The organism is Arenicella chitinivorans, from assembly GCF_014651515.1.
GTDB classification, from domain to species: domain Bacteria; phylum Pseudomonadota; class Gammaproteobacteria; order Arenicellales; family Arenicellaceae; genus Arenicella; species Arenicella chitinivorans.
The window spans coordinates 1-21,859 of sequence record NZ_BMXA01000009.1; the positions used below are offsets into that span (position 1 = coordinate 1).

The 21,859-nt window shown below is 50.8% G+C and carries 10 protein-coding genes; 6 read left to right on the top strand and 4 right to left on the bottom strand.

What is annotated here, in order from left to right:
• Positions 1–378: 378 nt before the first annotated feature.
• Positions 379–1,347, bottom strand: a complete 969-nt coding sequence (locus IE055_RS16665; RefSeq protein WP_189402827.1) for a transposase — start codon at positions 1,345–1,347, stop codon at positions 379–381.
• Positions 1,348–1,601: 254 nt separating this feature from the next.
• On the opposite strand from IE055_RS16665, the gene IE055_RS16670 reads away from it, so the two are divergent.
• Positions 1,602–2,696 carry a CNNM domain-containing protein gene (locus IE055_RS16670; RefSeq protein ID WP_189402828.1) on the top strand — a complete coding sequence of 365 codons (1,095 nt, stop codon included), beginning with the start codon at positions 1,602–1,604 and terminating at the stop codon, positions 2,694–2,696.
• Here the strand turns inward: IE055_RS16670 and IE055_RS18125 are convergent.
• The gene (locus IE055_RS18125) at positions 2,643–3,089 is read right to left on the bottom strand and encodes an NYN domain-containing protein (protein WP_373299251.1); all 447 of its coding nucleotides are present in this window, start codon (positions 3,087–3,089) and stop codon (positions 2,643–2,645) included. The genes IE055_RS16670 and IE055_RS18125 overlap by 54 nt on opposite strands.
• 119 nt (positions 3,090–3,208) lie before the next feature.
• Here IE055_RS18125 and IE055_RS16675 point away from each other — a divergent pair, with 119 nt between their 5' ends.
• From IE055_RS16675 to IE055_RS16695, 5 genes are all read left to right on the top strand, one after another.
• Positions 3,209–3,823: a hypothetical protein gene (locus IE055_RS16675; protein WP_189402829.1), complete on the top strand. Its 615-nt coding sequence runs from the start codon at positions 3,209–3,211 to the stop codon at positions 3,821–3,823.
• A gap of 630 nt (positions 3,824–4,453) precedes the next feature.
• Positions 4,454–8,761, top strand: a complete 4,308-nt coding sequence (locus IE055_RS16680; RefSeq protein ID WP_189402830.1) for a choice-of-anchor Q domain-containing protein — start codon at positions 4,454–4,456, stop codon at positions 8,759–8,761.
• Positions 8,762–8,779: 18 nt separating this feature from the next.
• On the top strand, positions 8,780–9,109 hold the full coding sequence (locus tag IE055_RS16685; RefSeq protein WP_189402831.1) for a hypothetical protein: 330 nt from the start codon (positions 8,780–8,782) through the stop codon (positions 9,107–9,109).
• Positions 9,110–9,609: 500 nt separating this feature from the next.
• The gene (locus IE055_RS16690; RefSeq protein WP_189402832.1) at positions 9,610–13,980 is read left to right on the top strand and encodes a choice-of-anchor Q domain-containing protein; all 4,371 of its coding nucleotides are present in this window, start codon (positions 9,610–9,612) and stop codon (positions 13,978–13,980) included.
• Positions 13,981–13,998: 18 nt separating this feature from the next.
• A complete protein-coding gene (locus tag IE055_RS16695) occupies positions 13,999–14,322 on the top strand; it encodes a hypothetical protein (RefSeq protein WP_189402833.1) in 324 nt (107 codons plus the stop codon).
• A 504-nt stretch (positions 14,323–14,826) separates the two neighbouring features.
• Here IE055_RS16695 and IE055_RS16700 read toward each other — a convergent pair.
• Entirely contained in the window at positions 14,827–19,764 is a 4,938-nt protein-coding gene (locus tag IE055_RS16700; RefSeq protein WP_189402834.1) for an Ig-like domain-containing protein, read from the bottom strand.
• Positions 19,761–20,333: a hypothetical protein gene (locus tag IE055_RS16705; protein WP_189402835.1), complete on the bottom strand. Its 573-nt coding sequence runs from the start codon at positions 20,331–20,333 to the stop codon at positions 19,761–19,763. Before IE055_RS16705 ends, IE055_RS16700 begins: the two co-directional genes overlap by 4 nt.
• Positions 20,334–21,859: the final 1,526 nt, after the last annotated feature.

A 21,859-nucleotide genomic window follows, 5' to 3' on the forward strand; every position in this document is an offset into this window, starting at 1 on the left:
TTCGGCTTGCCATAACCGCGCTGAGCTTCGATATCCGCCTGTCTCATAAGGCGCAACACTCGGTCTCCACACAAAACACACAAAAGGACACCCATCATAAGAATGACTTGAAAACACGTCTCCAGTCCCAACTTATCGCGCGAGCTTGATCAAGCTGCTTTGGGTAGATTTAGCACTTAAACCACACAAAAGGACACCCATCATAAGAATGACTTGAAAACACGTCTCCAGTCCCAACTTATCGCGCGAGCTTGATCAAGCTGCTTTGGGTAGATTTAGCACTTAAACAGCAGAGTTGCGGTCTTAGACAACAATTTCCATATTCAAGACGAGCGAAGGCCTCGCTTTAAGCGATCCGGTCGACTATTTGTGGATGCCTCAGCCTAACAGCTGGCGATGGTTAACCGTCGAGGGGATTCGTTGATAGTGTTTGTCGGAACATACCTGCCTGACGATGTGCTCTGAACCGACCCAATGCTGGAACTGGGTCTCAAATTGGGTCGTGAGCACTTGCCAGGCATCGGAATTCAGACCGAGTCGCTCTAGAATAGGCGGCAGCTCCGATGCAATCGCGCCACGTTTGTCTTGCCTCATAATTCGGCCCGTCCAGTCGACAAGTTCGATATAGTCGGCTAACTTGAATGGCAGTCCGTTTCCATCGGCTCTGATGCCGGTGAAGTCTTCTAGATTCCTTTGGGTAGCCTGGCTATTGAGTGAATCAATCCGGGCTTTGATACTGGTGTGATTCGATGTTTCAGGCGTTTTCGCCATCTTGGCTCGAATCGGGTTGAGATCAACGTACGCCATACAAGACAACAACGCGCGCTCATCCAGTAACGCTTGGCTCTTGAATCGCCCCTCCCAAAACCGGCCGGTGCAGTCGTCTTCTTTGTTCGCCTCACGCGCGATGAATTCATTCACGATGCGCATATACCACGAGATATCGCATAGCCTGGACCGCCACGTTTCGACGTCTTCCAACAAACGCTCATAGAGCACTGGATCAAGCGCATCCCCGTTCATAAAGCGTTGCGAAAGCACGCTTCCGGCGAACAATGAATGCCAACGACGAATCACCTCACGGTCCGACCACGCCTCGGCCAACTCGGGTTGAACTCGCAATACCACGTGGTAGTGGTTACTCATCACGGCGTACGCACACAGTTTGATGGCGAATGCGTTAGCGGTCTCATGCAATTTATCTTCGAGCCATTGACGCCGATGTTCATAGCTGGTGCCTGAGTATCGATCGACACCACATAAATAGGCACGCCGAACGCAACGCGCTACACAGTGGTAATACGGTGTGTCGGCCAACGACACAAGAGTGCTTCTTGGTAAGGTCATAACCATCCTTGTTTATTCATCCTTGAATAACTTTATTCTGTCAGGGAAGCGGGTTTATGACAAGATTGACAAGATGGTTATGATGGGTGTCCCAGAAAGACCTGATGATTACCGCACTTGCATCACTAACAAAATTTCAGCAATACAAAGATTTGATATGATGCATGGCAGCGTTCCGTTCATTGCCGCCATATTTTTGACAGTAGTCACTCCCCAGCGTTGAGTCAAACCCCCAAACTGAATAGAGTCACATAATGTATTCGCTATTAATCACTTTCTTCGTTCTTGCGATTTTCTTTTCTTTCTTGTGCTCACTATGGGAGGCGGTGCTGCTTAGTATTACGCCGACCTACGCTCGTATTCAACAACAAAAAGGCACGGCTACTGGCAAGTATCTCAACGCGTTTAAGCAGGACATTGATCGTCCGTTATCCGCTATTTTGACGCTGAATACGATTGCTCATACGGTAGGTGCAATTGGCGTCGGCGAGCAAGCTGCGGCAATATGGGCTGAAAGTAATCCACTGATTACTCGTTTGGTCGTGCCGGCCGCCATGACTCTGGCTGTTTTATTATTATCTGAGATTGTGCCCAAGACTATCGGCGCACTCTACTGGCGCAAGCTGGCAGGCTTTACCGTTGCTTCGCTACGATTTCTGCTGGTTGTATTAGCGCCGCTGGTGTGGATGAGCCAGCTGCTAACAAAGTTACTCAAGACCGATGGCCACGGCGCTGTGCTGACACGGAATGATTTTTTGGCAATGACAGAAATGGGCGCTGAGGAAGGTGTGTTGGAGGCTATCGAATCGAAGATGCTAGGTAGCATGTTGCGCTTTCAAGGGATCACCGCGAGCGACGTAATGACTCCGCGCACGGTGGTATCGGCTACGCCCGAAGAACAAAGTATTGGCGACTATTACAACTCGCGTAAAAGTACTCAGTTTTCACGTATTCCTACCTTCACGCAGAACAATAAAGATCAAATTTCTGGTTATATTTTGAAAACGGACGTGATGGAAGCGATGATCGAAGGGCGTAAAAATGATTCCATGGCAAGCTTAAAACGCGAGATCATTGCCATTGATCAAAATTTTGCATTGACTGAGCTGTTTAATACTTTGATGCAACGCACAGAACACATCGCCGTGGTACTCGATGACTTCGGCGGTATGGCCGGTATTGTCACGATGGAAGACGTGATTGAGACCATGTTGGGTATGGAAATAATCGATGAGACCGATACCGCGACCGACATGCGAGTGCTCGCGCAAGGCCTTAGGAAAAAGCGAGCCAAATTACTGGGTGCTATCGACACGGCAGTCATCGACGACAGCTTGAGTAAAGACTGACTGAGCCGGATAGCGACGGCAGATATGATTGATATAAACGCCGTAAGAAAAATATACTAAGTTTTCCCACGGCTTCAAATTGGTCTTCTTCCAGTTGCCATAAGCCTTGCGGACTGTAACCACACGGTATCGTACTACCTCGCTGAGTATGTCGTCGAATCGGCAAGCTGGCGCTTTGTCCGCGTTAATAAACAGGGCTATTTTTTGTTGGGACTCTTCCTTATTATGTCCTACGATACCAGTGCTACTGCGATTAGAGCGGTAATTTCGAAGTGTGCTAAACCGCAGGGTAGAGGCGTTGCGTGCGCGTCTAATTAGGGCTGATGGGCCGTAATGGCCTGTAATGGCAACTTCAGGTAAATCTTCTATGCTATGACTGTTGCAGCATCGCATCAACCAAGGCAACGGTATTCTGATTTAGTTAAAAGCGATGAAAACGTCTAACTAACAGGGTAGTTCGCCTGTTTTATTCAACACGGTGGTTATTTAAAATGACACATAGAACGATTAGAATGAAAACGATTGCAAGCCCCCAAAAAGCGGCACGCAAACACACAGCAAGGTACCTCAGCGCAGTGCTAAGCTTTATTATCGCGGTCCTACCTTTGGGCAGCTTCGCAGCCGATACCGTTAAAGAGAGGCGGCAGGCTTATTTACTTGAATGTTCTGAGTCGCTTGAGTCTACGGGCAGAAATAAGCGCGACTCAGGGGATATTTGTAATTGCTTGGCCAAGGCGATTACGCAGACCTTGACCGAGGAAGAGTATCGAACCTTCCGTATGGGTGACTACTCTAGGGTGTTAGGGGCGGCAGATAAAGAGGCTGAGCAATTGGCGAAGTGTGGCGAGCTAGCAAAACAAACAGGGGTCGAGAATACCGCCGCGCTAAAAGCAAGCCAAACCTATTCTAGCGCTGTTTGCACCACCTTTGGCGCAACGCTTACCTATTCATGCAAAAGGACTATCACGGGCGGACACGCTTGGTGCTTTATGCACAATAACTGGGGTTGGGACGACGGAGATATTCTCTGTACCGGTGCGCCTGCAGACTCTAGTTGTACCAGTGATACGGTCCAGTTTGGAATCATTCCAACTCTGCTACCACCTACTTGTGAGTTCAGTAAATAGTGATTAGGTTGTTGTAAGCCGCACGAACCCAAAGAGCGGTGTCTGGCGACTAACAATCAAGGTTCGCTCGAATAAAACGGGTATTTAGAAATCCTATCTATACCAACGCAGCCTGGCTGCAAATAGTCGGCGAACAGCATTGAATCCAAAATCTCTCAGCTCGTTGAGAGTTAGGCCACCGCTCGGCTTGGCGTTAGTGAGGTATTCATAGAGGTCTTGCTGATGATCTACGGCTCTGTGGTGTCGTGGGCACTCGTTGCCTGAGGTGGTGGCACCATAACCAGCAGGTAAAGATACCAATCAGTCAATCAGCCACGTAAGGTTACTTTTCGCGCGGATCACTATTTAGTGGAAGTATGAAGGCGGTTTCAATGAACAGGCACCGCAAGCTTAGTAATTTACGCGCGCAGCGAACTCGTTCTTGAGCGGTCAAATCATTGCGTAATCAGCGGCGAAAATAGGAAAGGCTTTGGTTTTTTCAGCGGGTTTTCCTTAACGAACGCTCAGACTAAAGTACGATTGCCACAACTGAAAGGTAGCCGTAGTATTACACGCATTGAAAATATTAGACAATTGGCTGCAACGCGCAAGCGTAACTAGCCATGAATCTACTACACAGCCGAAATTACCATGCCGCCATTAAACTGCATTAATAAAACCGCATTAGCTATGGCGATTGGCCATGCATTGAGCACGCCACTGCAGGCTGCCACCATTGAGGTCACATCAAACGCTGATGACGGCACCAACTGCACTTTGCGTGAGGCAATTAATACCGTCAACAGTGGCTCTGATCAAACCAACGGTTGCAATATTGATGTTACTAACGACGCCTTGGGCAGCAACGACATTATTCAATTTGCCCCCAACGTGGCGGGGCAAACCATTACGCTGGCGGGTAGCGAATTAACGGTTACCAGTAGCGTGAGCATTAACCCCAATGGCGCTAACACCGGTACCTCCACCACGATTGACGCCAACAAAGCCTCACGGGTAATGAGCGTTACTAGCGGCACCGTGCAACTCGATCATTTGGTGATTAGCGGTGGTCTCGTAGAGAATGGTGGCGGCTTGTACGCCACAGGTACGGCAAGCGTCAGTATCAGCAATAGCACGCTGTCGGGTAATTCGGCATTAGAGGGCGGCGGGTTGGTCGCCATAGATACGGCCAGCGTCAGTATCAGCAATAGCACGCTGTCGGGTAATTCCGCAGCTGGTGGCGGCGGCTTGGTCGCCCGAAACTCGTCAAGCGTCAGTATCAGCAATAGCACGCTGTCGGGTAATTCAGCCGGTTTTGATGGCGGCGGGTTGTACGCCAAAAATACAGCAAGCGTCAGTATCATCAATAGCACGCTGTCGGGTAATTCGGCTTTTTTGTGGGGCGGCGGCTTGGACGCCAAAAATACAGCAAGCGTCAGTATCAGCAATAGCACGCTGTCGGGTAATTCGGCTCGCTTTGGCGGCGGCGGATTGCAGGTCCAACACACGGCAAACGTCAGTATTAGCAATAGCATCATCGCTAATTCCGCAAGCGGTGCGTGTTTTAATGGGGGATCAGGTACAATAGCCATTGCCACCGACAGTATCGTGGATGACACAAGCTGTAGTGGCGCGTCCTTTGCTAACCCACTGCTTGAGCCATTAGCCGACAATGGCGGCCCCACGTTAACCCATGCTTTGATGAGTGGTAGCCCAGCAATTAATCGAGCCACCGGAGCGGGTGCCACCAGTACCGACCAACGCGGTTTTGCGGCGGTCGGCACGCGCGACATTGGCGCGTTTGAATTTGGTGTGATGGATCCAAATGCCAAACTAAACCTAACCGTCACCAGCACCGCCGACGACAACGGCGCTGGGTGTACCCTGCGAGAAGCAATCGCCACCACCAACGCGCGGGGTGATTTAGATAACGGGTGTTTTAATATTGGCTCACAACCTGATGATCACATTATTCAATTTGCGCCCAACGTGGCGGGGCAAACCATTACGCTGGCGGGCAGCGAATTAACGGTTACCGGTAGCGTGAGCATTAACCCCAATGGCGCTAACACCACGATTGACGCCAACCAAGCCTCACGGGTGATGAGCGTTACTAGCGGCACCGTGCAACTCGATCATTTGGTGATCAGCGGGGGCAATGCACTTAATGGCGGCGGCTTGAACGCCACAGGTACGGCAAGCGTCAGTATCATCAATAGCACGCTGTCGGGTAATTCAGCTGATGGAGGCGGCGGCGGGTTGCTCCCCCGAGAGTCGGCCAGCGTCAGTATCAGCAATAGCACGCTGTCTGGTAATTCGGCTCGCTTTGGCGGCGGCTTGACCGCAGTAGGTAGGTCAAGCGTCAGTATCATCAATAGCACGGTGTCGGGTAATTCAGCTGATAGTGATGGCGGCGGCTTGGACATCACAGCCTTGGCAAGCGTCAGTATCATCAATAGCACGGTGTCGGGTAATTCAGCTGGTTTTGATGGCGGCGGCTTGAGCGCCCAATCTATCTCAAGCGTCAGTATTATCAATAGCACGCTGTCGGGTAATTCGGCTGGTGATGACGGCGGCGGCTTGAACGCCCTATTCCATACAAGAGTCAGTATCATCAATAGCACGCTGTCGGGTAATTCGGCGAGTAATTCGCCTGGTGGTGGAGGCGGCGGCTTGCACGCCCGAGAAAGGGCAAGCTTCAATATCAGCAATAGCATCATCGCTAATTCCACAGGCGGTGCGTGTTTAAATAGGGGAACAGGCACAATAGCCATTGCCACCGACAGCATCGTGGATGACTCAAGCTGTCGTGGCGCGACCGTTGCTGACCCACTGCTCGAGCCATTAGCCGACAATGGCGGCCCCACGTTAACCCATGCTTTGATGAGTGGTAGCCCAGCAATTAATCGAGCCACCGGAGCGGGTGCCACCAACACAGATCAACGCGGTTTTGCGGCTGTTGGCACGCGCGACGTTGGCGCGTTTGAATTTGGTGTGATGGATCCAAATGCCAAACTAAACCTAACCGTCACCAGCACCGCCGACGACAACGGCGCTGGGTGTACCCTGCGAGAAGCAATCGCCACCACCAACGCGCGGGGTGATTTAGATAACGGGTGTTTTAATATTGGCTCACAACCTGATGATCACATTATTCAATTTGCCCCCAACGTGGCGGGGCAAACCATTACGCTGGCGGGCAGCGAATTAACGGTTACCGGTAGCGTGAGCATTAACCCCAATGGCGCTAGCACCACGATTGACGCCAACCAAGCCTCACGGGTAATGAGCGTTACTAGCGGCACCGTGCAACTCGATCATTTGGTGATTAGCGGTGGTAGCGCAAGCGTAGGCGCAACTCGAGGCGGCGGCTTGTACGCTGGAGACTGGTCAAGCGTCAGTATCAGCAATAGCACGCTGTCGGGTAATTCGGCTTCTGTTGGCGGCGGGTTGCACGCCCAAGACTCGGCAAGCGTCAGTATCAGCAATAGCACGCTGTCGGGTAATTCGGCTCGCTTTTACGGCGGCGGGTTGCACGCGCAAGACTCGGCAAGCGTCAGTATCAGCAATAGCACGCTGTCGGGTAATTCGGCTCATTCTCGTGGCGGCGGCTTGTACGCCGAATACTCGGCCAGCGTCAGTATCATTAATAGCACGCTGTCGGGTAATTCGGCGGTTTTTGGTGGCGGCGGGTTGGTCGCCACAGATACGGCAAGCGTCAGTATCAACAATAGCATCGTCGCTAATTCCGCAGGCGATGCGTGTGACGGTATAGGTATTATAGCGATTGCCACCGACAGTATCGTGGATGACACAAGCTGTCGTGGCGCGACCGTTGCTGACCCACTGCTTGAGCCATTAGCCGACAATGGCGGCCCCACGTTAACTCATGCCTTGTTGAGCGGTAGCCCAGCGATCAACCCTGGTTCTAGTGTCAACCCCACCAGCACCGACCAACGCGGTTTTGCGGCGGTCGGCACGCGCGATGTTGGCGCGTTTGAGGCACAGCAGCTTAGCGTGTCAGTGTCACCAGACGTCATGCCTGAAAATGGCGGCGCGAGTACCGGCACCGTCACGCGCTCAGTGTTAATTGACCGACCACTTGAGGTTAATCTTGCCAGTAGCGATCTAAGCTCAGCCATGGTGCCCACGAGCGTGGTGATTCCGGCGGGTGAGGCATCTGCCACGTTTGCGATTTCTGCGGTTGACGATACTCTGGCCGACGGCAATAGCATCAGCACCATTTCGGTGAATGCCATCGGCTATGTGGTTGGTTCCGCGACCGTAACCGTCGTTGACAATGACACGCCCAGTTTAGGGTTAACACTCAACAGCTCATCAATCAGCGAGAGCGGCATAACGGTGGCGACTGTTAGCCGCAATACTCCGACTAACACCGCGCTTAACGTCAGCTTAAGCAGCAATAACCCGACTCGACTAGTAATCCCCGCCACGGTTGAGATTCCGGTCGGCGCGGCGTTTGTTAATTTCAATATCACCGGCATCGATAACACCACACTCGATGCCGACCAATTGGTCACCATTACCGCCAGCGGCCTCGGCAGCGTAACAGCTAACTTGTTGGTGACCGACGACGATGACGATGACACAGATGGCATCGCTGATAATGCTGACAACTGCCCAAGCACGCCTAACCCGAATCAAGACGATTTTGAGGGCGACGGGATAGGCGACGCATGTGACAATGATATTGACGGTGATGGTATGTCAAACCAATACGAGCTCGACAACGGCTTAAACCCGCGTAATTCGTTCGACCGAGACGCCGATCCCGATGGTGATGGCTTTACTAATTTAGAAGAGTTTGAGTTTTCAACCGACCCGAATGTGCCGAACCCTGATGATGACAACAATGGCATTCCGGATGACGCACCAGTGGCTACGCCGCAACGCCGATTCCCACTCCCGGCTATCTTGCCGTTGTTATTAGACGAATAAAAACGAGTAACAATAATAATGAAGACCTCAAACAAACCACGCCCAGAACAAGTCATTCGCCGCCGCCGTCACCTTGTTGGTGTCTCAACCGCAGCGCTGCTATCACCATTGTGGAGCAAGCCACTGATCAACGCGGTGATTTTACCGGCTCACGCACAAACCAGTATGTGTGTTACCGATATTACGGTTGGCGGCCCGTTGGCGGGTAACGCTTCTGGTGCAACAAGCTGTCAAGCGGCGTGCGAAGCCGAAGCGAGTAGCCGCGGGGCGCTACTGTGCGACGTGCGCGAAACCGACACCGGCAACGGCAACGGCATCGATTGTGCGTGTGACCTTGATTTGAGCTAGCCGCTGCCTTACCGATGCTGGTCAACAAAACTGATCATGCAAACCAACAGAATGTAACGCCCTTGATGCATCGAGCCTTGCTGCGAAATAAGGTCCTGGTGTTGATGCTTGAGTTATAACGAAATAGAGAGAGAGAGGAATAAACCTGCAGAATAAACCTGGACAGCCATCTCTAAAGAGAGGTTTCGGGCTGCTTCAACTCGTACTTTATTGTTATTACTCTTAAGAGATTGTGAATCGCGCATGGTTACCAAATATATTGTTGCTGCCCAGGCCATTAAAAATATAAAAGGACACCCATCATAAGGTTAGGATTCAGCGGCGAAAATAGGAAAGGCTTTGGTTTTTTCAGCGGGTTTTCCTTAACGAACGCTCAGACTAAAGTACGATTGCCACAACTGAAAGGTAGCCGTAGTATTACAAGCATTGCGAATATTAGACAATTGGCTGCAACGCGCAAGCGTAACTCGCCATGAATCTACTACACAGCCGAAATTACCATGCCGCCATTAAACTGCATTAATAAAACCGCATTAGCTATGGCGATTGGCCATGCATTGAGCACGCCACTGCAGGCTGCCACCATTGAGGTCACATCAAACGCTGATGACGGCACCAACTGCACTTTGCGGGAGGCAATTAATACCGTCAACAGTGGCTCTGATCAAAGCAACGGTTGCAATATTGATGTTACTAACGACGCCTTGGGCAGCAACGACATTATTCAATTTGCCCCCAACGTGGCCGGGCAAACCATTACGCTGGCGGGTAGCGAATTAACGGTTAGCAGTAGCGTGAGCATTAACCCCAATGGCGCTAGCACCACGATTGACGCCAACAAAGCCTCACGGGTAATGAGCGTTACTAGCGGCACCGTGCAACTCGATCATTTGGTGATTAGCGGTGGTCTCGTAGAGAATGGTGGCGGCTTGTACGCCACAGGTACGGCAAGCGTCAGTATCAGCAATAGCACGCTGTCGGGTAATTCCGCATCTGATGGCGGCGGCTTGTATGCCACAGATACGTCAAGTGTCAGTATCGTCAATAGCACGCTGTCGGGTAATTCCGCAGCTGGTGGCGGCGGCTTGGTCGCCCGAAATTCGTCAAGCGTCAGTATCAGCAATAGCACGCTGTCGGGTAATTCGGCTGATTTTGGCGGCGGCTTGGACGCCCGAAACTCGTCAAGCGTCAGTATCAGCAATAGCACGCTGTCGGGTAATTCGGCTTTTTTGTGGGGCGGCGGCTTGGACGCCAAAAATACAGCAAGCGTCAGTATCAGCAATAGCACGCTGTCGGGTAATTCGGCTCTCTTTGACGGCGGCGGATTGCAGGTCCAACACACGGCAAACGTCAGTATTAGCAATAGCATCATCGCTAATTCCGCAGGCGGCGATGCGTGTGCCGGTTCAGGTATCGCGATTGCCACCGACAGCATCGTGGATGACTCAAGCTGTAGTGGCGCGACCGTTGTTGCTGACCTACTGCTTGAGCCATTAGCCGACAATGGCGGCCCCACGTTAACTCATGCCTTGTTGAGCGGTAGCCCAGCGATCAACCCTGGCTCTAGCGTCAACCCCACCAGCACCGACCAACGCGGTTTTGCGGCGGTCGGCACGCGCGACATTGGCGCGTTTGAATTTGGTGCTATGGATCCAAATGCCAGGCTAAACCTAACCGTCACCAGCACCGCCGACGACAACGGCGCTGGGTGTACCCTGCGAGAAGCAATCGCCACCACCAACGCGCGGGGTGACTTAGATAACGGGTGCTTTAATATTGGCGAACAAACCGATGATCACATTATTCAATTTGCCCCCAACGTGGCGGGGCAAACCATTACGCTGGCGGGCAGCCAATTAACGGTTACCAGTAGCGTGAGCATTAACCCCAATGGCGCTAACACCGGTACTAGCACCGCCACTACCACCACGATTGACGCCAACCAAGCCTCACGGGTGATGAGCGTTACTAGCGGCACCGTGCAACTCGATCATTTGGTGATCAGCGGGGGCAATGCACTTAATGGCGGCGGCTTGAACGCCACAGGTACGGCAAGCGTCAGTATCATCAATAGCACGCTGTCGGGTAATTTGGTTTTTAGGTATGGCGGCGGCTTGTTCGCCACAGATACGGTAAACGTCAGTATCAGTAATAGCACGCTGTCGGGTAATTCGACTTTTTCATATGGCGGCGGCTTGAACGCAGCAGGTACGTCAAGCGTCAGTATCATCAATAGCACGCTGTCGGGTAATTCGGCTGGTTTATATGGCAGCGGCTTGGACGTCCGAGACACGGCAAGCGTCAGTATCAGCAATAGCACGCTGTCGGGTAATTCGGCTGATTTTGGCGGCGGCTTGTACGCTGGAGACTCGTCAAGCGTCAGTATCATCAATAGCACGCTGTCGGGTAATTCGGCTTCTGTTGGCGGCGGCTTGGGCGCTGGAGACTCGGCCAGCGTCAGTATCAGCAATAGCACGCTGTCGGGTAATTCGGCTCTCGCTGGCGGCGGGTTGTTAGCCCCAGGCACGGCAAGCGTCAGTATTAGCAACAGCATCATCGCTAATTCCGCAGGCGGCGATGCGTGTGCCGGTTCAGGTATCGCGATTGCAACCGACAGTATCGTGGATGAATCAAGCTGTAGTGGCGCGACCGTTGTTGCTGACCTACTGCTTGAGCCATTAGCCGACAATGGCGGCCCCACGTTAACCCATGCTTTGATGAGTGGTAGCCCAGCAATTAATCGAGCCACCGGAGCGGGTGCCACCAACACAGATCAACGCGGTTTTGCGGCTGTTGGCACGCGCGACGTTGGCGCGTTTGAATTTGGTGTGATGGATCCAAATGCCAAACTAAACCTAACCGTCACCAGCACCGCCGACGACAACGGCGCTGGGTGTACCCTGCGAGAAGCAATCGCCACCACCAACGCGCGGGGTGATTTAGATAACGGGTGTTTTAATATTGGCTCACAACCTGATGATCACATTATTCAATTTGCCCCCAACGTGGCGGGGCAAACCATTACGCTGGCGGGCAGCGAATTAGCCATTACCCGCAGCGTGAGCATTAATCCCAATGGCGCTAGCACCACGATTGACGCCAACAAAGCCTCACGGGTAATGAGCGTTACTAGCGGCACCGTGCAACTCGATCATTTGGTGATTAGCGGTGGTAGCGCAAGCGTAGGCGCAACTCGAGGCGGCGGCTTGTACGCTGGAGACTGGTCAAGCGTCAGTATCAGCAATAGCACGCTGTCGGGTAATTCGGCTTCTGTTGGCGGCGGCTTGTACGCTGGAACCTTGGCAAGCGTCAGTATCAGCAATAGCACGCTGTCGGGTAATTCGGCTCGCTTTTACGGCGGCGGGTTGCACGCCCAAGACTCGGCAAACGTCAGTATCAGCAATAGCACGCTGTCGGGTAATACCGCTCGTAATAGTGGCGGCGGCTTGTACGCCGAATACTCGGCCAGCGTCAGTATCATCAATAGCACGCTGTCGGGTAATTCGGCGGTTTTTGGTGGCGGCGGGTTGGTCGCCACAGATACGGCAAGCGTCAGTATCAGCAATAGCACGCTGTCGGGTAATTCGTCTGATATTGGTGGCGGCGGGTTGTACGCTGGAGACTCGGCCAGCGTCAGTATCAACGATAGCATCGTCGCTAATTCCGCAGGCGATGCGTGTTTCGGTTCAGGTATAGCCATTGCAACCGACAGCATCGTGGATGACTCAAGCTGTCGTGGCGCGACTGTTGCTGACCCACTACTCGGCCCATTAGCCGACAATGGCGGCGCCACGTTAACTCATGCCTTGTTGAGCGGTAGCCCAGCGATCAACCCTGACTCTAGTGTCAACCCCACCAGCACCGACCAACGCGGTTTTGCGGCGGTCGGCACGCGCGACGTTGGCGCGTTTGAGGCTCAGCAGCTTAGCGTGTCAGTGTCACCAGACGTCATGCCTGAAAATGGCGGCGCGAGTACCGGCACCGTCACGCGCTCAGTGCTAATTGACCGACCACTTGAGGTTAATCTTGCCAGTAGCGACCTAAGTTCAGCCATGGTGCCCACGAGCGTGGTGATTCCGGCGGGTGAGGCATCTGCCACGTTTGCGATTTCTGCGGTTGACGATACTCTGGCCGACGGCAATAGCATCAGCACCATTTCGGTGAATGCCATCGGCTATGTGGTTGGTTCCGCGACCGTAACCGTCGTTGACAATGACACGCCCAGTTTAGGGTTAACACTCAACAGCTCATCAATCAGCGAGAGCGGCATAACGGTGGCAACTGTTAGCCGCAATACTCCGACAAACACCGCGCTTAACGTCAGCTTAAGCAGCAATAACCCGACTCGACTAGTAATCCCCGCCACGGTTGAGATTCCGGTCGGCGCGGCGTTTGTTAATTTCAATATCACCGGCATCGATAACACCACACTCGATGCCGACCAATTGGTCACCATTACCGCCAGCGGCCTCGGCAGCGTAACAGCTAACTTGTTGGTGACCGACGACGATGACGATGACGCCGATGGCATCGCTGATAATGCTGACAACTGCCCAAGCACGCCTAACCCGAATCAAGACGATTTTGAGGGCGACGGGATAGGCGACGCATGTGACAATGATATTGACGGTGATGGTATGTCAAACCAATACGAGCTCGACAACGACTTAAACCCGCGTAATTCGTTTGACCGCGACGCCGATCCCGATGGTGATGGCTTTACTAATTTAGAAGAGTTTGAGTTTTCGACCGACCCGAATGTGCCAAACCCTGATGATAATAACGATGGCATTCCGGACGACGCACCAGTGGCTACGCCGCAACGCCGATTCCCACTCCCGGCTATCTTGCCGTTGTTATTAGACGAATAAAAACGAGTAACAATAATAATGAAGACCTCAAACGAACCACGCCCAGAACAAGTCATTCGCCGCCGCCGTCACCTTATTGGTGTCTCAACCGCAGCGCTGCTATCACCATTGTGGAGCAAGCCACTGATCAACGCGGTGGTTTTACCGGCTCACGCACAAACCAGTATGTGTGTTACCGATATTACGGTTGGCGGCCCGTTGGCGGGTAACGCTTCTGGGGCAACAAGCTGTCAAGCGGCGTGCGAAGCCGAAGCGAGTAGCCGCGGGGCGCTACTTTGCGACGTGCGCGAAACCGACACCGGCAACGGCATCGATTGTGCGTGTGACCTTGATTTGAGCTAGCCGCTGCCTTACCGATGCTGGTCAACAAAACTGGTCATGCAAACCAACAGAATGTAACGCCCTTGATGCATCGAGCCTTGCTGCGAAATAAGGTCCTGGTGTTGATGCTTGAGTTATAACGAAATAGAGAGAGAGAGAGGAATAAACCTGCAGAATAAACCTGGACAGCCATCTCTAAAGAGAGGCTTCGGGCTGCTTCAACTCGTACTTTATTGTTATTACTCTTAAGAGATTGTGAATCGCGCATGGTTACCAAATATATTTTTGCTGCCCAGGCCAATTTGGTATCAAGGATCAAGTATTGAGTGGGTGTCCACGCATCCAGGTGCTCATCGTCAAATAATAACAAGAAACTCGTCAGTGATTTAATTGCCGCGCTGGCCATCCGCCAGCAGTAGTCTTGGTATCAGCATCTCGGTGTGGTATAGCGCAGGCGTGACCGAATAACCATGTGGTTATCGTCACTCGGTCACGCCAGGTGCGAACAGTAATCACTTGAAGAACTTAGTACACCTTCAATGCACCTGGGAGAGAGTCATAATACGCTAACCGAGATTCTATATAGCTTACTAAATTTGCGTAATTATTCACTACCTGTGGAAGAAGATCTGACGCAGGCGGGTTATACGATAAGCTTGGGTTCTGCTGATACATAGCCCGATAACAAATCATAGCCGCTAGAAAGTACACCGTCGGTACACCGTGTGGCGCATCATCTTCATATAATTGTTCAAACGATACACCATTCATATACGGTTCATTGGTAATAATATCGGCAATAATTGGGCCCACAGGTATAGTTCGCACGTTGTAGTCTGGACGCTGCGCGGCAATTAGGTTCTGGTACTCAACATGCCAATCATAGTAATGACCAGTACTGGTGTATTGATTGTATGTAGCGAAATCGTTGTCGCTCATCTGGTTACCGTTTTGCACCATAATGCCGAGCATCGACGGTTCAGGCCAGTGCATATACAGCATGATGTCTGTACTCGGTTCTTCTTGCTCCACAAAATCAAGTACTCGGTACGTATCGCTCAGATACTGATTTGGTGTGAGGTACTCTTGCTCAAAATTACTCGGCATAAATAGGGTATGCGTGTAATCACGCCCACCAAAGCCATCGGTTGCCCACCACGGCCACGGATTTTCGTCGGTGTTGTTAGTCGGATAATCGAACACGGCATCAGGGTTGGGCGGAATCGATGTATAACTTAGCTGACCGAATTGACCGTTACCTCCAGCAATAGTGTTACTCGCCTGAGCCAATAGACCCAACCAATAGCCGGCATTCTTTTCACCATGATTGAATAAAGAGTGGCCAAACACAAAATACGTGACTTGGTCTAGATTGCTCGCCTCCTCAAGTGTGGTCACAGACAACGCCATTGAGACAGCTGAACGGTTATCAGCCTCGTCTATTGCCATTACCGTCAATGAATAGGTGGTCGATGGATCTAACGAATTAATTGATGCGCTGGTAGTAGTACTGCTGGACACTTCTGAGCCGTTAACAAAAACTGCATAGCGGCTTACACCAACATTATCGCTGGCAGCATTCCATGAAAATGTAACCGAGTTCGAGGTCACAGTGTCAGCGTTCAAGCCCGTTGGGGCGGTCGGTGGTTGAGTATCGCTGCCAGGCGCAAAAACCTCATCGTCATCAATATACATGTCACGATCGATGGAACTAATAAAAGTAATTAAGTCGGCTTCTTGCGTGCCACTGAAGCTTTGCTGATGCGCGCCACGATCGAAAACATCACTTAATGTCGCCGCAGAACCGTCATGAAAATAGGGCGCACTTTGCCACAATTCTATGAGTGACGGTGTACGAATCGCGGTTAGTAGTCCACCGAGCCGACTACCTGAATCACTGGTGATTGTGCCCACATCGTGTGACCGTCCATCACGGAACGCATTACCACTATGACAAGACGCGCAACCGCGCTCATTGAATTCGATTTGCCCACGCAATGCAGCCGGTGTGAGTTCGCCAACATAAGTTCGATACGGCGACCGACTCACGGTTTTTTTGCCGAGACTGGCCACGTACGCCGCCAATGCATCTAAGTCAGGTGAACGGTTACTCGTGGCAAAATCGAGTGGTGACTGCCCAGTGAATGTGACGCCATCAATTAGACCCGTACCCGCATTGAGTTGCTCAATTTGCAATTCAAAATCTTGCACTTCGTCAAAGTTAGAAGACCAATGCAGATTACCAAAACGTGTTCCACTGGTGCCATTTAGCGATAGAGTGTTGCGTAAGCCTTCGCCCAGTGCCGAAATATCCCAAACACGCCCATCCCCGCCGCTGTCAACATGGCAACTCGAACAACTCATGTAGCCTTCTGGGCCCATTTCTGGCATTGACGAATGGTAGAACACTTGCTTGCCACGTAATTGCTCAGCTGTCATTAGCTCATCCGACACCGTGTTGATGGTGACCACCCGAGGATTGATGTTGCCATCGTGCAAGTACTCGGCTACGTCAATAGCCGACACGGTTCGCCCCGTAAAATCCTTCACATATAGCGTGCGCAAGGTTGTACACATACTCTGTGGTGCTGACCCTGCCGGAAACAGCGCACCGGTGTTGCGCGTGGCGTTGTCGACTTTAACTAAATTGTTACCTTGCAAAGACACAACTCGGTCTTGGCCACTTACCAAAAACGTTACTGCCGAGGGGTCAGCCGCATTATCAAAATCGATCGTTCCCTCTCGTGTGAACGGATCAACATTGGCATCTCGATTATTCACCAGGTCTAGTCGAATCAACATAGGGCGAACAGTGTTATCGTCATCCAGTGGTTCGCCACTGCGGGTCAACCCTCGATCGGTATTGGACTTAACCGCTGAGACCAGCGCTTCCTGGCCATCTGGCGTAATAACAATCCCAGACAACAAATTGGGTACACCCGATCCGTGATCAATGTCGTCTTGCACGGTCACTTTATTTACCCGAATAGTACGAGTAAGCGTCATGTCTCGACTGGTATTTACGTCATACACCTCAGCGTAATCGGTTGCCGATATTTGACGCGTTACCAGTAAGCGATTACCGGTCATGGCCATAGCATTTGGTGTGGGACCGACAAATAGTCGCGCGTCAATCGCTCGATTCGCTACGTCTATTTTTATAACTTCACCGGAACCGTAGAGCGCCACATAGAGAAACTCATCGCTGCTTAGCGACGCTATAGGTTGACTACCGTGACCAGAATCAAGGCTAAATACAGGATTGCGAGTGATCGCGTCGTAAAACACTATTTTGTCATCGCGGCGAAAAGTAATCGCGTACAGCTCACCGACCCGAGTAATTGAAGTCGGGTTTTCATAGTTTAGATACAACTCCTCGGTAACCGAACTGCTGAGCCGTTGGGTGGTTGCATCAAGCGTTGTATCAATCACCGTGACACTGTCATTATCTGGATTAACTACCCAAAGGTTGTTGTCTTCAGACTCTGGTCGACAACTTAGCTGACTGGACTGATTGGGGTAGTAAGGCGTACCAGGATAGGTTGGGGCAGGATCGTCATCACCCGGATCAACGGGGCCGCCATCGCTTACCTCCTCGCCAGTAGTAAAACTGAACGAGTACGGCAGCATAGTGTTACCCATAAAGTCTTGTATACCAACGATGTCTACTCGATAGGTTGTGTCTTCGAGAAGCTCTGAATCCGGCCAGATCGATATCGTACCGGTATGGTTTTTCTGTTGTCTAAATGAAATTTCTGTGACCACATCGCCAGCGTTATCGAGTTGCGTTACCGTTACTGCATCCACCGCCGTTTCAGTGCGTAATGTTTCTGGAATATGAAAATGAATCAAGCCGTCGATCGGGTAATTCACTTGCCCGTCAAGCGGTCTATGCCCAGACACATACGGTGCAGTGGTGTCGGGCTGGTCGGAGGTCACGAAAAAGCACATGCCTTGCTCGTTTATGTTTTCATTCCTCTGCCTGCTTTGCAGCGTATACAGTGCGCCAGTGACGATGTTGCGTATAGTGTCTCCGACGGCCAAAGTATTGCCTGCAGACTCGCCATGCGTCGTTGAAATTATCGAATGCCCGGTACCCTTATTTATGACCGGGTTAAACCCAACTCCATTTTGATTCACATGCCACTGCATGTTGGTCATCGAACCGCCGCTGTAAGTGATCTCGGAGTCTGTGACACCCCAATCATAACCACCTAGAATACCGACTTGCCCTAGCGGTCTAAAATACTGACTGCCATCACACCCATTTTGAATATCGTCAAACCTAAACACGATGTCTTGGAACTCCTGATCGCTAATCACGTCGTCGGCATAGGCTTGCTCACAGCGGTCAATATCAACCCGAAAGTGATCGACATAGGCGTACTGATCCTGAAAGTTGACGTACATCGGATCACTGGATTCATCGCCATCAGTGGGATCGTTTTTATCTTTGTCGAAATACAGCTCACAGGTGAGTTCAGGGTTTGTGGGATCGGTAAAATCAACCACGAACATAGCAGGATAGTTGCGCCGAGGTTCTGTCTCTCTCTGTCTCGCTGCCCACACCATTTTATTGGTTCCATAAGGCTCTGCCCAATAGCCACCAATCCCGACCATGTTGCCATCTGGCTCGGTAAGGCGGGGCTGAAAACTGCTTAGCAATCTTGGCTTGATGCCTTGTTTAAATCCAGCCGTATCGTAGATTGCAATGCCGGTTGAACGTTGGTCTGACGCCATCACCAACAAATTACCTAACCAAGAGCCAAAACCGGTAACACCACCACTTTCTGATAGATGGTCCCACGACACATACGGCACACCGGTCCACCATGGCTCGCTCTCAGAGTAGTCTTCAGGGTTATGATCTGGATGGCCCTCATAGACAAAGTGATCTGCATTTCGGATCGTAAGATCACCACCTGGCGCACTACCGTAATCCCAAAATGTTCTAACGAAGTAGGGGGAAAACATCATCGTGTAATTGAATGCTTCGCGCCCAAAAGTGTACAGATCTTTTGTATCTGCCTGCGCATTAGAATCAACGCCGTTTGGGTTATAAGTCATGTAGGCACCGGGGTCTTCTTCACTTCCGCCCCTGGTATATAGATAGCTCTCGCCTTCGTAAAAACGCGTTACTGTACCGTGGGCGCCAATAGGTTGGCCGCCGCCGCAGGTTTCACATGAGATCTCACGAATTAACTGCGGATCCAATAAGTTGCTAATGTCCCAAACCGTGTCTTTCCAACGCCATTCGACCCCAACAGAAGTACTTCCAGGTCCTTCCGGCAGATTGACCAATAGCGGCCCAACAATACTCAAGTTAGCGGTGCGCCCACGCTCGGTACCGCGCTTGATGATGAAATCGCCTTCTGATCCATAATCTCGGTTTGGAGGGTAGCTTGCTGCAAACGACGAGCTAGAGAAAATCAATAATACTAATATTGCTGCTGCCTTATTCATTTCAGCACCTCCACTGTGGCTGGTAAGCTGAACACACTGCTACCGTCTAACTCATAGCATTCAATCAACACTTGATAGGTTCCCGAATCGCCAACATTAGGCATATAGAACTCACCGGAATGAGAAAAAAATTGCTCGGGGCGCCTACCTTGCACGCCATATAGAACTCGGCATTCATCGGGCGACGCAGCAAGCCAGCGCAAATACAGGCTGCCCACAGTACTGTCTGTATCAACAATCACCAGCGAGTCAGCAACGGCTGGATCTGGGTCGCGATTATCACCAATTCCATCATTGTCGTCGTCAACTGATTCAGTTGGATCATCTGGAAACGCATCAAATTGGTCTGGGACGCCGTCCTTATCATGATCTGATAGTGCGTTAGTGCCGCTCGCACTCAATAACCGCAAGTGAACTGGGTCTCTGAAGCGATGGTCGTGTGTAACCGTTGACTGTGCATAGGCCGTGCCAGTTAGGAACAAAAAACTAACACAGACTTTAATCGGAATATTAGAGGAGCCGCGTTGAGCTATCGATGATCGTGGTTTACGTGCATATGTGATTTTCATAGGAATCCTTTTGTGATAACAATTTTACCCAACCTTGAGCTTGCACTCCGTAACCAAAGAATTTCAACGCCTTAAGTCTGCTGAACACATCGACAGCCGCAGTCGGATACCGGACAAATATCGAAAACTGGTGGCAAAGAAACATTATTTAGAACAAAACTCCAAGAACAGAATTTGACCAACGTATTTGGTATGGTGCTGTCCGAAAATTCTATTTACTCAGACTGGGGCTTTCAATTCCCGTTTAGGGAGTGATAGGCAAACGTCTAACTATGAGAGCTTCAACCTAACCCTCTTGGTCCATTGCGGATGCAGGTACGCACTGATGACGGCAGCAAGAAATAAACAGAAATAAATGGACTCATATGGATACCTCCATACTGTCAAGCCAAGCAGCGGCCTGACTCTCGCGCAGTGAGCCATTAGCTTGGATTAAACACGAATTGCCGACGATCAGAGGGCGAGTTGAGGATGGCTTAAGACAAGAAATAAAGAGAAATAAAAAATAAAAGGAAAAAAATAAAAGGACGCCCATCATAAGCGTGGCATCAGAAAACGTCACCAGTCCCAACTTTGCGCGCGAGATTGATCCCTTTGTGTTGTTTAAAATTGACGCCTAAGTAGTAGGGAAGGGGTTTTAGGCAGCCATTTCCAGATTCAAGACATGCGAAGGCCTCGCTTTACGCGATCCGGTCATCGACATAGGTGCCTGAGCCTAGCAGCTGGCGATGAAAACCTTCGAAGGGATTCGTTGATAGTGTTTGTCGGAACATACCTGTATAGCATAAACGGCCAGCTACCTTCGAAAGAGAGGCATCGGACTGTAGAGGAATAAACCTGGACAGCCATCTCTAAAGAGAGGTTTCGGGCTGCTTCAACTCGTACTTTAGTGTTATTACTCTTAAGAGATTGTGAATCGCGCATGGTTACCAAATATATTTTTGCTGCCCAGGCCAATTTGGTATCAAGGATCAAGTATTGAGTGGGTGTCCACGCATCCACAGGCAAGGAAAATATACTCAACTCTTTCAAACCCGTAGAGCTAACGAAATAGACATGGAACAGCTCCAAACATGGGCAGGCATTATCGAAAAATAGGCCACGAGCTTCACCTAATGGGTGTTTTCGTGGTCATCCCGAGAATTTGATCAGATTAAACACTCCAATGGTAACCATCCTGCATATACTAACGTTGTTAATCAAAAATTTTTCAGTTACCGAACAACGCTGCTGCAACAATGAAGCAAATGAAAGATCTACACACATTCTTAAGAAAAGGGGTCGAAAAAATTAGAGATGAGGGGAAGGTTCAACGCTTAAACGACTACTCCAAATCTTTAGGGTATTAAGTATGAGTTCATATTACCTAATAGTGCCTGTTTCGGACCCTCTGGTGACTGGCGTAGATAACTTCGGTGTGCAAGTTCACTGGTAAGGCCTGAGTTTACTCGACATATAAAATGCCGGACATTGATTCGTTCATTGAACATTTTCAGTAAAAAGTAAATAATCAATCATATAAAAGT